Origin of the sequence: Prochlorococcus marinus str. MIT 9107 (genome assembly GCF_000759855.1) — a bacterium.
In the GTDB taxonomy this organism is placed as follows: domain Bacteria; phylum Cyanobacteriota; class Cyanobacteriia; order PCC-6307; family Cyanobiaceae; genus Prochlorococcus_A; species Prochlorococcus_A marinus_N.
Genome location: NZ_JNAI01000004.1, coordinates 74860 through 87773 on the forward strand (window position 1 = coordinate 74860; position 12914 = coordinate 87773).

The following is a 12914-nucleotide window of genomic DNA, read 5'->3' on the forward strand; positions in this document are numbered from 1 at the left end:
TTATGTCACAAGTGAAAATATTGAGTTTAAATGTTTGTTTAAATAATCAAACACTCCCATCTTCATTCTTGATCATATCATCGATAGAAATTTTCATTATTTGCTCAATAGAAAGACCTTTTTCATATTGATTTATCCATTTCATAGATTGATTCCCTTCTTCAAGTACTTTATAAATAGGTTTCAAAAGATGTTTCATATTTAATTTTTCTGCGATGGATGATAAATCAGATAATAAGTTTTGAATCCATTCTCTACAAACAACTTTTTTGCCATGTTGCCAATGAATTAAGTCTGAATTCAAACTATCTCTAGCCGCATTAATTTCATTTTGATCGCATATTTCTGATAATTGATCAATTGAAAAAACACTCGCAGTTAAGGGATCTAAAGTATTTATATTTTCAAAAAGATGCAAAATCCTTAGTTCTAACATTGCCGTTATACCTAACAACAAATTAATATCATGAACGAAATCACAAATTCTCAGTTCCAAACGATCAAGAATTAAAGGCCTTTGGGGACCATTTGGTCTAATTGAAGACCAAAAATGCCTGATATTTTGCATATTTTTATTAGCCATATTTTCCTCCATCCAATCAATATAGGAATTATGATTTACAAAAAAAGGTACCTTACTTGGTGTTTTAGGAAACTGAATCCACCTCTGAGAGTGATTATCAGTAATTTTATTATTCAAAAAAGGTGAGCTAGCACTTATGGATAGATACAAAGCAGCTTCAGATCTTATCAATCTAATGGCAGCAAAAAGCTTATCTAAGTTATCTATTCCTATATTTATATGGACACTTGAAGTAGCAATAGAGGTTCCATAATTATCTTGTATAAATTGATGATAAACATTATCAATATCAGATCGTTGAAGTTGCATATCATGTTTAAAACAAAGAGTAGATGAAGGTATAATTGTTAAGCGTTTATTTTTTAACCATTTTCTTAAATTTTTTCTTGGAGTTAATAATTGCTCATATAAGAACTTATAGTCTTTTTCAGGTGTTGTTATGTATTCAACATTTCTGTTATCTGGCTCTTTCACAAAATTAGCAAAATTTTTTTCAATATCAGCTGAAAGACCAATATGAGAATTTAAAGAACCTGTGAAAAGTTCCACTTCAAAACCCTTAAAGAGATTTACTTTACTCATTTATTTATCCAAACAAGCTAATGCTTTTAGTATCCCCTTAGCTTTATTAATTGTCTCTTGATATTCATTCTCAGGACAGGAATCAGCAACTATTCCAGCACCTGCTTGCACTGATACAGTATATTTTCCATCTTTTGAGGGTTTAACTATCATAGTTCTTATTGTAATTGCAGTATTTAAGGCGCCATTAATATCGATAGATCCATAAACACCGGCATAAGGTCCTCTAGCATCTTTTTCAAAGTTTTTAATCAATTGCATAGCTCTTATTTTTGGTGCCCCCGTTACTGTCCCAGCAGGGAAACATGCCTTTAATAAATCCCATACATCAGTATTAGTTTTCAAGATTCCCTCAACTTCACTCACTATATGCATTACATGTGAATATTTTTCAATAACCATTAAATCTTTGACCTCCACAGTTCCAATTTCACACACTCTTCCTAAATCATTTCTACCAAGATCTATAAGCATTACATGCTCTGCCACCTCTTTTGGATCTTTTAATAAATCCTTTTCTAATTCCTGATCTTGTTGAGAATCATTGCCTCTAGGTCTTGTCCCAGCTATTGGCCTTAAACTTGCAACGATCTGACTTTTTTGATTTTTTTCAGCTTTAACCATAACTTCAGGACTAGAACCTATCAAATACCATGAGCCAAAATCAAAAAATGACATATATGGAGAAGGATTAACCATCCTTAAACTTCTGTATAAATTAAAGGGGTCATTATTGACTTGAGTATGAAATCTCTGACTTAAGACTATTTGAAAGATATCTCCTTTTCTTATATATTCTTTTGCCAAGAGAACTGCATCCTCAAAATCTTTTTTCTTCCAATTACTTTGAATATCTAAATTCAAATTCTCATTTTCATTCCACTCTAAAAATTCTTTTTCTTTAAGAGGAACTTTCATTAAATCTCTAGTTTTCTTAATTTTAGAAATTGAATTTAAATAAACTTCCTCAATAGAAGGCTCTTTTAAAGAAGTTGTATCCGCATATACTACTGCGGTTATACACCTTTTTATTTGATCAAAAACAACTAACTGATCAAAAAACATCCAGGAACCATAAGGTATATTGTTTTCTTCTATTTCATTTATTGGAACGCTTGGTTCTATTCGATTAATTAGTTCATAGCCCCATGCACCATACAGCTGTCCAATTGATGGGAAGTCATCAAGCATGGTTGACTTATATTGGTTTGTCCAAGTTCTTAAAAAATTAAAGGGATCCCCTTTATATGTTTCAGTTGTTCCATTATTCCAAGTTTTAACTATTTCGTCTCGATAACAAAATGCTTCCCAAAGAGGTTTAGTAGCAACAATACTCCATCTTCCCAAATTTTCTCCACCTTCTACAGACTCAAGAAAAACACCATGCGAATCTTTTTCGGTTAATTTTAACCAAGTTGACAATGGAGTTTCTAAATCTGCTGGCCAAGTTTGAGTGATAGGTATAAAATTTTTACCTTCTTTATGAGCCTTGAAAAATATATCTTTCTTTGTGCTGATCATACTAATAATGTCAACCCAAATTATAATTATATACTTCTTTTATATCAACTTTGAGGAATTTAATCAAAAGTATTCTTAGTTGTAAATTTCAACCCAGCCGGATTGGGATTCTCACCTATTCTCCTTGGGTTATGTCCGACTTTTTCTCTACCCTCATTAACTTTCTCAGGGAAAACACCATCTTTTGGATGTAAGAATTCAATATCGCCACCTGGAAAAACTCTATAGATTTTAAAGTCCTCAATTCTTGGTTTGAAAGCTCGTAATTGTGTTCCCAAAGCAAGGCATTGTTCTTTTCTTGCAAAGTACATTAAATTATCACCTTCATGCATAACAGCAGCACCACCTGTGGGTAATTCAAATGGTTGTTCTTTCGAACTATTCCATACAATTGCATATTTTTCTTCTGTTTCTGCTGAGTTTAATAAACCCCCAGTACTTCCTATATGCTTTGGAAATTGGCCAACTAAAGTTTCCGTCATCCTAGATTTTCAGTTATTTATAATAAGAAATTAGCATTCATATTTTACAAAATTCAAAATTGATAGAAAAGTTTCTACATTATTTAATAAATATGAAACTTATTTTTTCATTTTAATTGGAATCTGAAATCGGGAAAAATACTGTTAAACCTGTATCACGTCTTTGTGTGACATGCCCTCCTAAACTAGCTAACAACTTTTGAGTAGCATTTTGACTTAATTGTAAACTGCCTGTTTGAGGATTCCAATTTAAAACAGGTCCTAAATCAGAACCTTTGTCTCTTTTTAATATTTCTTTTGTCTTACTATCTAATTTTTGTACTTTTAGTTGAAGTTTGAGTTTTTGGCCAGCTGGTCTTAATTCTAAAATTAAAGTACTACCTTCTTTTAATCCTCTAGTATTTTTATCAATTAATCCCCTTAACATTAATTCTAATTTTTCAGAATCACTCAAAATTTGAGGAAGTTGACTGGGGATATCGATCTTTAGAGAAATCCCACGTCGATTTAATTGTTTATTCCATACAGGAGTAAGTTTATTAAAAATTTCAGCTAAATTAATTTTTGCCAAATTATTTGATGAAGGAACTTCATTACTTACCAATTCTGCAGCATTGAAGATTAAACCAAACCTATGAATTTGTTCATTACATTCATTATCTATTTGAATTAAACGATTTCTCATTGATTCATCCATATTATATTTTTTTAAAGTAGAACTTATTAGGGTTCTAATAGTGGCCAAAGGAGTTCTTACTTCATGTGATATTGCACTTAACAATTTTGCTTCAGTTATTTGTACATTTTTTTTATCATTTTTCGCAGAATTCTGAATATTGTGGTTTGGAGCCAACTTTGCTAATTTTGCAGATAATATTGGCCAAAAAATTCTTTCAAATTGATTATTAATATTAAGATTGCCTAAATTATTTATTGCACTACGAAATTTAACTCCTTCTTCGTAATTTTCTTGATTTAATTTCGCATGCATTAATTCAATTGAAATTTTTAAGCTTTCTTCGTCACATTTCATTAAAAGGATTTTCTTATCTTTTTCTCCTACGATTGATAATATACATTGAAAATTTGGAGTAATTATCATCAGAAAAGGTTCATAACCATCTTTTTGACTGAGATTTAAGACTTTATAATTACTAATGAAATCAAAATCTTTTTTTACCTTGGCGGAATTATTGACTGGTAAAAAACCTATATTATCTTTTTGAAAATATGGAAAACCCTCCGGTGCCCACAACCATCCATGAAGTTGGTTCAAAAATCTTTTGTCATTAATTGCTGGCAAAGGAGAGGCGACCCAAATACCTCCCTGTTGATAATTCTGAGCAAGAAAGTCTTTTTGAATAACTTCTAAAGATGCCCACCACATTCTCCTAGAGGAATCATCATCGACATATATATTTTGCAATCCTTTAATCAAAAGGTCCTGAATTTTTTTTATAGTAATTTGAGATTTCATCAATGTCTTAATGATCTAGAGCGTTTCAGTATAGATAAGACAAATCCAATAGATATAAAGTTAATTACCAAAGATGTTCTGCCATAGCTCATAAAAGGAAGAGGTATTCCAGTAACTGGTCCTAATCCAATGGTCATAAATAAATTAATAATTATTTGGAATAAAAAAGTTGCAGCGATTCCAATAATAATTAGGGATTCGAAGTCACTTCTAGCACTTTTTGCAATATTAATAAGTTTTTTAATCAAAAAAAAGAACAAAAATAAAACTATTATGCATCCTAAAAAACCCAATTCTTCACCTAAAGCACTGAATATAAAATCAGTATGTTGCTCTGGTATAAATTGCAAATTAGTCAGCTTACCTTGTAATAAGCCAGTCCCGAAGAGTCCTCCAGAGCCAATTGCAATTTTACTCTGAATTAAATGATATCCACCACCTAATGGATCTCTATTTGGATCTAAAAATAAAACTAATCTATCTTTTTGATATTCTTTTAGACCGTATTGCCATAAAATTGGTGTAAATTTTGCTATGAAAAAATGAAAGGAAATCGCAAGAACTGAAAAAATAATTTTCTTTTTCGAAGATCTATAAGCAAGATATCCTATAAATGGAATCCAAACACAAAGAACAGTTGGAAAAGTTAAATACAATATCGAAGTAACAATACAAAAGACTAATATTAAAATCCACTCTATGGGCATTTGAGCCCAATAGAGCATTACACCTGTCAAAACTACTAAAACTAAAGAGGTTCCTAAGTCCGGTTGAAAGAAAATTAATATCCAAGGGAAAATAACTACTAACAAGGGTAATACTAAATCTCTTATTGTTGAAATTATTTTTTTGTCGAGCACTAATGCAAGAGTTAGCACAGTGCTTAATTTAGATACTTCCGAAGGCTGAAAGGAAAGAATCCCCAAGTTTAGCCATCTTTGAGATCCAGAAACTGAGATCCCTACAAAATAAACAAGAAATAAGGATATTAAAGTACACAAATAGAATGGTATCAAATACTTTCTTATTCTCTCTAAGGGTATATAAGAAATCAAATATGCCAAAAAATATCCTAAAAATCCAGTCAAAATATGAGTTGAATAATTAGACACTAATAAATCTCCTTGGATACTTTTTATTAAAAAACCCGAAATTATAACCAAACATAGGGGAATCAAAAGTATTGGAGAAAATAAAAATCCTCTACTAAACTTGTATTTTTTGCTTAAAAATCCTCTCTGATTTAATAAAGAAATTCCCTTAAACATAAATTATTTACTAATAAATTTATTTTCAATTAATTGGGCTAAATTACCAAATCTAATGGAACTTTCTTTATTTGGCTGGCTTATTGAGATTGGTATGCCTTTGTTGCTTTCATCAACAAGCGGGATTTCAATAGGAATTTGAGCTAATAATGGTAAATCATTCTCTTTAGCTAGAGTTTGTCCACCACCTTTTCCAAAAATTTCATATTTTTTATTAGGCATATCAGGCGGAATAAATACTGACATGTTTTCTACAATCCCCAATAAAGGTACCCCAAGTTGTTTAAACATTGCTAATCCCCTTCTTGCATCTTGCAAAGATACTTGTTGTGGAGTAGTGACTACAATAGCTCCAGAAATAGGTACAGATTGAGATAAGGAAATTTGAGCGTCTCCTGTTCCTGGAGGTAAGTCAATAACCAAAAAATCAAGATTATTCCATTCAACTTGGTAGAGAAATTGACGGATAATACTATTTAGCATTGGTCCTCTCCATATAACTGGCTGACCTTCTTCTATGAGAAAACCCATTGATACTAAAGAAATTCCATATTTACTTATTGGTATTAACCTTTGATCATTACCACTGCCTTCTGTAACCTTTGGATTCTGTTCAGCGACTCCCATCATTGATGGAGTATTAGGTCCATAAATATCCGCATCTAGCAAACCAGTTTTTAATCCTAATTTAGCTAAAGAACAAGCAAGATTAACTGCAATGGTACTTTTCCCAACTCCACCTTTTCCACTACTAACAGCTATGATGTGCCGAATACCTTTAATCTGCTGCAATTCAGGGACATTACTATCTGTTTTAGATTCTGGTTTCGGAGGATTATTATCTATCTCTATTTGAACATCATCAATATCTTTAAAATTTAGTAGTATTTGGCGAACCTCTTGTACAATTCTATCTCTCTGAGAATTTGCGAATGATGGTAATGATAGTGTTAAGATTACTCTTGGTATAATTACTCTTACGTTTTTAATCCACTGTAATTCAATTACATTTTTCTTTGATCCAACATCTAAAACCCTTTGTAAAGCAAAATTGGCATCTTCTATTGTGGTCATTAAACTTTTAAATATTTTAACAAGGTAGTCGACTCTTTAAAAGATTAAGAACTATGTCGAACTATCAAATAATAGGAAATAAGCCCCCCTTAAGAGAAATTATAAAGGGAAACTTATAATTAACCAAAAAATTCTTTTTCTTAAGATTTACTAAATACATGTTCAAAGAACCCCCTAAAAATTCGAGAGAAAAAACTAAAAATCTCTTATTAAATCTACAAGACAAAATTTGTTTAGGCCTTGAAAAGATTGATGGCAAAGGGCAATTTACTGAAGAATCTTGGCTAAGAGACGAAGGTGGTGGTGGCAGATCAAGAGTATTGAAAAACGGTTCTATTTTTGAGCAAGCAGGAGTAAACTTTTCTGAAGTACAAGGAAAAGAATTACCTCAATCAATAATCTCTCAGAGGCCCGAAGCAAAAGGTCATGAATGGTTCGCAACAGGAACTTCCATGGTATTGCATCCTAAGAATCCCTATATTCCTACAGTTCATCTTAATTATCGGTATTTTGAAGCTGGTCCTGTTTGGTGGTTTGGAGGAGGTGCCGACTTAACACCTTTTTATCCTTATCTTTCTGATGTAAGAAATTTTCATAAAGAGCATAAAAAAGCTTGTGAAAAAGTTAATAAAGATTTGCATAAAGTATTCAAACCATGGTGTGATGAATATTTCTTCTTGAAGCACAGAAATGAATCTCGAGGTATAGGAGGTATTTTTTATGATTATCAAGATGGTTCAGGCAATATTTATAGAGGAAACAATCAAGATGGAGAGGCATCAAAAGCTTCACAAAATATTGGTGAATCTAATTTAAATTGGGATGATTTATATTCTTTAGCAGAAAACTGTGGAAAAGCTTTTCTCCCTTCATATCTACCCATTATTGAAAAAAGAGTTAATCAAAAATATACATCAAATGAAAGAGAGTTTCAGCTTTATAGAAGAGGTAGATATGTCGAATTCAATTTAGTGTGGGATAGAGGGACGATTTTTGGATTACAAACAAACGGTAGAACCGAATCCATATTAATGTCATTACCACCTTTAGCTAAATGGGAATATGGATATAAAGCTAAAAAAGGTTCAAGAGAGCAATTTCTCACGTCAATTTTCACAAAACCGCAAGATTGGTTAAATGATAAAGATTTAGAAAGATTTTGCATTGAAAATAATATTTTTGATTAAACAATTGTGAACCTCCTTCTGAGCTGATTTTAAATAGGAGTTTTAAATAAAGAACCGTCACTTTTCAATTGAAGTTTTTCTCCTAGTTCATTTTCTAACGAAATTAATTCATCCCTATGCGCTCTTAATCTCATTAAAGTTGAATCGTTATCATTTTCATTAATTAATCTTAATTCGAATTTCTCCTCTCTGGCTGATTTTTTAAAATAAATAATGCCAGAAAAAGGGCCACCAACTAATCCTAAGAGAATAGGCCACCAACCTAATCCAGGATATACTTGAATAATTACTAATCCCAAAGCGCAAGAGCCAAAACCGCCAAGAAAACCTAAAAAAATTGCTAAAAATTTGCTAGACACAACTTGTCCTTTAAATATCAAAATTCTTTGTTCAAAATCTCCTCCCGTTTGCTTCCATCCCCTTAAATTAAGCCATTCACATAAACCATTTAAAACCTTAATTGGCTTTTGAGAAGATGAAATCTCAACAATGGTGGTTCTATCTTTACTTGAAGCTCTTAGAAAAAAAAATAATCCTATGGCGAGAAGAATTGTCAGCAATAAAGTTGAATTTAAGGAATAGGACATTAAATGAATTTTTTATAGTAACTCGAGAATAAAAATTAAAGTTACATCATATTATAATTTTTTAGATTTATTCTGTAAAATAAAGTGTATTTCGATAAAAAATTCTTAATTAAATAAAACCATTAAATAATATCCCAAAACTTAAATGACTTTAATTACTTATTAAATTATGAATATTGAAAATAAAAATATTGATCTTCTTTATAGTGATTTAACAACAGATTTATATAATCTTTATAAAAAATCATCCTATCTAGCTATTGACACTGAAGCAATGGGGTTAATTCATGGAAGAGATAGATTATGTTTAGTGCAAATATGCAATGAATATAAAAGAACATCCTGTATAAAAATCCAACTTAATACATCTTCTTCTCCTCATTTAAAAGCACTTCTTGAAGATGAAAAAATTACTAAAATCTTTCACTATGCAAGATTTGATGTAGCAGCGCTAAAATGCAATCTGGGAATTAATACAAAAAATATTTTTTGTACAAAAATTGGCAGTAAATTAGCAAGAACATATACAAATAAACACGGTTTAAAAGATTTGATTAATGAATTATTAGGTATAGAATTAGACAAAAGTTCACAATGCAGTGATTGGGGTAGCGAGGAAGATTTAACAAAATATCAATTAGATTATGCAGCAAATGATGTTAGATATTTAATTGAAGCCATGCATAAATTAAAAGTTATCTTAGAGAGAGAAAATAGATATGAGTTAGCCCAAAAATGTTTCAATACAATTGCTGTGCATGCTGATTTAGACATCCTTAAATTTTCAAATATATTTGAACATTAAAAATCAATCTTCAGTTAAAAAATTATCTTCATCATTAATAGATTCCATTAGCTTATCAAGTATTCGCGAAGAACTTAGTTTATTCACTTCATTTTGTTCGCAAATTTCTAAGAGATTTTGAGCAACTTGTATTTTTTCTTTAATAGTTTTGGAACCTTCTTTTGCAATTTGAATTTCTACTTTCTTCTTAGCGGAGGATATGCTTATACTCATAAGCTTTGCAATCTCTGCGCAAATTTTTAAATATTGCCGATCATTTATTGGATACATAAAAGATTTAAAACACAGGTTTCACTTACTAAGATAACAAATGAGAGTTGATAGATTCTACAATTTTTTTGCTTGCGCCAGATTGACCCATTCTTTTTTTTCCAATTTTTGCTTGCTCCAATCTATAAATTTTTTCTCTCAAAAGTAAACTTAACCGTTTCAAAAGAATTTCTTTATTCCTGCACGCTAAAACACTACCTCCCAATAATCTAGATTGTCTTTTTGCAAATGACTTTGTAAATTGTGGTCCTGACCCAGGTAGAGAAAGAGATGGAATCCCTAGACCAGCAATTTGCTCTGTAGCAGTTCCTGCATTAGACAAACCAACATCAGCCATATTGGCCCATAAATTGAATTTGCCTTTTCCAATCAATATATATTGTTTTTTCTTTTTCCAAACTGAATCTTCATCAATAGAAAATTCAACCTTACTCTGTTTTGTAAAACCATATTTATTTAAATAACTTTGAATTTTAATTACATTCGCATTAATGCTTAAAGGCAAAAGTATTACCAAATCTGCAGATAAATTAAGATCTTGCAAACAGTCAAGAAAATTATCAAGATTTTTAAATGCTTCTGGGTATCTACTGCCAATTAACAAAATTATCCTTTTGAAAGCAAGAATATTTGATATCTTTTCATTTTTTGCATTCACGAAATCCATCATTGGATTGCCTAAGTATTTTGCATGAATATTCTTTCTATTCAAATTATCAGCTGTGATTTTATCTCTCATAATTAAATTCTTACATCTTGGAGATGTCATTAAAAACATTTCCCATGGGTCCCATTCGGAACCTTTAAATTTATGATAAAAATCGCTTAGAGCCCAACCAGGACCATCACTCCAAGTATGGTCACTTTTGGAAGTTCCAACAAAACTAAATTCGCATTCTGAACTCCATGCGTAAAATAATGGTAGAAAATCTCCTACTGCAATAATTTTGCAGTTATATTTTGACTTTTGTTTGACAATTAAAAAATTTCTTAAATTATCAATTAAAAATCCTGCCAACAAATCAAGCAAAAATCCCTTAAGACTTTGATTACTAAAACCTCCACTAGGCAGCACTTTTAAAAATCCTATTTTACGAAAATTATTTGATTGCATGGAATTAAATACATCTCCTTTTCCTACTAGAGGCAAAACTTCGATATTTATATTTTTTATTTTTTTTAATAATCTTTTTATTATTTCAGATGCAATTACATCTTCTCCATGGCCATTGCATATAAATAATAGAGAATGAGTCACCTTACTGTTAATATCAATAAAAGATTCAATTGATTTTTTTTCGGCGGCATGGCCAAGTGGTAAGGCAGAGGATTGCAAATCCTTTATCCCCAGTTCGAATCTGGGTGCCGCCTTCATTATTCGGGTTACAAGATTCTCTGTAATCCCTTCCAAAACCTTGAATTTTGAATATCGGTTCTTAAATTTCAAAGAATTTTTAGCGGTAGTTGAGTGGCAGGTGAATCGACCTTTTTCCCTTTTGTAATATTATCCCATGAATTCACCTACCAACTTAGTTTTGCAGTAATCTAATATTGCTTTATTTCTTCTCATTTTCTAAGTAATCGACCATGCTCAATGCTAAAGACATTTGAAGGTTCTTTAATGCTTCTTCATTTTGATTTAAATATTCGTATGACATTCCTCTGCCTAAATACAAATATGAATTTTTAGGATCTAATTCTATTGCTTTAGAGTAATCAGCAATTGATTCCCAATACCTGCTCAAAAATATTTTTACACCCCCTCTAAGGTCATATGCCTCTACCAGACGGTCTGTATTAATTGGTAAGTAACTCAAAGCAATTGCCTTATCAAAATACTCCAAAGCAATTAAATATGCCTCACAGTCGCTAAAAATTTTTCCTATTTCAACAAGTTCATTAAATTGAAAAAATTTATTCATCTCAATTGATTTTTCATTTTTTATCTTAAACTTTTACCTTATTTCCATATCTATCTATTCCAGAAATCTTGTTTACAAACATTATCAAGATTTTTATTTTTATACGAAATACTAATACAACTTGTCCCAACCAAAAATGAAAAGTTTTTGCTTTTGAAAGCATGCATACTTGGAAAAATAGATATGATTCCTTTTTCTCTAATAATTTTATTATCATCAAATTTCACAATTATCATAGAATAAATATGAGTATGTGATGCTCCTTCCTTGTATCTAGATGGATATTGCTTAAATTTATCCATAATTGATGGAATTTTATAGTTAGATAAGGCAAATTTATATTGAAAGTCGCTATAAGTATCGTTTGGTTTTCTTATCCGTTTAAATTCGCAATTGAAAACTCTTAATTTCATCTTTTTACATTCTTCTTCAGATTGCTCTAAAAAGTGAGTTTTAACTGGAAATGACGTATAACAAAGTATTCCTAAGATAATAATCTTAATAAATGCCTTCATTTTTGAATTAAAAAAATTAAAAAATCCAACTATTTCGATGAACTGAAATCTTTAAATTCATCTTAATCATCATTCAACTTTTAAATTATATTGTGATTAAAATTTCACCTTCCAAAGAAGCAAAAAAGATTCTTATAAAAATTAATTAACAATTTTTCTGGTAGGTGAGTGGTAGGTGAATCAGGCAATCATCACAAAATAAGTCAGTTATAGCAACACTTCTCAAATTTTGCACCCGCTTCGAATCTGGGTGACGCCTTTTTCAAATTAGTAAATAATTTCGCTGTAAAGCGTTCCAAGCACAAGAGTTTATTGTAGCGATTCTTAATACTCAAGACGATCAGAGTGGGCGGTAAGTTACCTAATAAATTATAAGGTTTTTTGATACTTTGATATGCCTCTTTGCTTGAGAGTATGATATCTTGAATCGAGAATTTATTAAATAATTACTTTCCTATATCTGAACCCACACCTTTGTTATTGAGTTCCTTTTGATATGCCTCTTTGCTTGAGAGTATGAAATCTTTAATCGAGAATTTATTAAATAATGACTTTCCTATATCTGAACCCACACCTTTGTTATTGAGTTCCTTTTGATATGCCTCTTTGCTTGAGAGTATGAAATCTTTAATCGAGAATTT

13 protein-coding genes, 1 tRNA gene and 1 pseudogene are annotated in these 12914 nt (G+C 30.7%); 3 read left to right on the forward strand and 12 right to left on the reverse strand.

Annotation, left to right across the window (positions count from 1 at the left end; translation table 11 throughout):
- Nucleotides 1-46: 46 nt before the first annotated feature.
- The 6 genes from gshA to EU92_RS06165 form a co-directional block, all read right to left on the reverse strand.
- Complete coding sequence (gshA, locus tag EU92_RS06190; protein WP_032513728.1) at nucleotides 47-1165, reverse strand: glutamate--cysteine ligase; 1119 nt, start codon at nucleotides 1163-1165, stop codon at nucleotides 47-49.
- Entirely contained in the window at nucleotides 1166-2686 is a 1521-nt protein-coding gene (locus tag EU92_RS06185) for an anthranilate synthase component I family protein (RefSeq protein ID WP_032523530.1), read from the reverse strand.
- A 59-nt stretch (nucleotides 2687-2745) separates the two neighbouring features.
- Nucleotides 2746-3168 carry a photosystem I reaction center subunit II PsaD gene (locus tag EU92_RS06180; protein WP_032513725.1) on the reverse strand — a complete coding sequence of 141 codons (423 nt, stop codon included), beginning with the start codon at nucleotides 3166-3168 and terminating at the stop codon, nucleotides 2746-2748.
- 112 nt (nucleotides 3169-3280) lie between these two features.
- Entirely contained in the window at nucleotides 3281-4645 is a 1365-nt protein-coding gene (locus tag EU92_RS06175; RefSeq protein ID WP_032523402.1) for a sensor histidine kinase, read from the reverse strand.
- A complete protein-coding gene (gene rodA, locus EU92_RS06170) occupies nucleotides 4645-5913 on the reverse strand; it encodes a rod shape-determining protein RodA (protein WP_032513722.1) in 1269 nt (422 codons plus the stop codon). The genes EU92_RS06175 and rodA overlap by 1 nt, the downstream gene beginning before the upstream one ends.
- Before the next feature lie 3 nt (nucleotides 5914-5916).
- Nucleotides 5917-6987, reverse strand: a complete 1071-nt coding sequence (locus tag EU92_RS06165; RefSeq protein WP_032523401.1) for an Mrp/NBP35 family ATP-binding protein — start codon at nucleotides 6985-6987, stop codon at nucleotides 5917-5919.
- A 158-nt stretch (nucleotides 6988-7145) separates the two neighbouring features.
- On the opposite strand from EU92_RS06165, the gene hemF reads away from it, so the two are divergent.
- Nucleotides 7146-8174: an oxygen-dependent coproporphyrinogen oxidase gene (hemF, locus tag EU92_RS06160; protein ID WP_032513720.1), complete on the forward strand. Its 1029-nt coding sequence runs from the start codon at nucleotides 7146-7148 to the stop codon at nucleotides 8172-8174.
- 29 nt (nucleotides 8175-8203) lie between these two features.
- Here the strand turns inward: hemF and EU92_RS06155 are convergent, their stop codons facing one another.
- Complete coding sequence (locus tag EU92_RS06155; RefSeq protein ID WP_032523531.1) at nucleotides 8204-8761, reverse strand: cofactor assembly of complex C subunit B; 558 nt, start codon at nucleotides 8759-8761, stop codon at nucleotides 8204-8206.
- 169 nt (nucleotides 8762-8930) lie between these two features.
- Here EU92_RS06155 and EU92_RS06150 point away from each other — a divergent pair, with 169 nt between their 5' ends.
- Entirely contained in the window at nucleotides 8931-9566 is a 636-nt protein-coding gene (locus EU92_RS06150) for a ribonuclease D (protein ID WP_032513717.1), read from the forward strand.
- Between the two features lie 3 nt (nucleotides 9567-9569).
- On the opposite strand, the gene EU92_RS06145 is transcribed toward EU92_RS06150, so the two are convergent.
- Entirely contained in the window at nucleotides 9570-9836 is a 267-nt protein-coding gene (locus EU92_RS06145; RefSeq protein WP_032513716.1) for a hypothetical protein, read from the reverse strand.
- 28 nt (nucleotides 9837-9864) lie between these two features.
- Nucleotides 9865-11094 carry a lipid-A-disaccharide synthase-related protein gene (locus EU92_RS09485; protein ID WP_241432558.1) on the reverse strand — a complete coding sequence of 410 codons (1230 nt, stop codon included), beginning with the start codon at nucleotides 11092-11094 and terminating at the stop codon, nucleotides 9865-9867.
- A gap of 42 nt (nucleotides 11095-11136) precedes the next feature.
- Here EU92_RS09485 and EU92_RS06140 point away from each other — a divergent pair.
- Nucleotides 11137-11207: transfer RNA gene (locus tag EU92_RS06140), tRNA-Cys, on the forward strand.
- A 185-nt stretch (nucleotides 11208-11392) separates the two neighbouring features.
- Here the strand turns inward: EU92_RS06140 and EU92_RS0108855 are convergent.
- The 3 genes and pseudogenes from EU92_RS0108855 to EU92_RS0108860 all read right to left on the reverse strand — a co-directional run.
- A complete protein-coding gene (locus EU92_RS0108855; RefSeq protein ID WP_052045058.1) occupies nucleotides 11393-11758 on the reverse strand; it encodes a tetratricopeptide repeat protein in 366 nt (121 codons plus the stop codon).
- Nucleotides 11759-11808: 50 nt separating this feature from the next.
- Nucleotides 11809-12273 carry a hypothetical protein gene (locus tag EU92_RS06135; protein WP_032513714.1) on the reverse strand — a complete coding sequence of 155 codons (465 nt, stop codon included), beginning with the start codon at nucleotides 12271-12273 and terminating at the stop codon, nucleotides 11809-11811.
- 446 nt (nucleotides 12274-12719) lie between these two features.
- A pseudogene (locus EU92_RS0108860) lies at nucleotides 12720-12914 on the reverse strand (hypothetical protein); the annotation flags it as partial.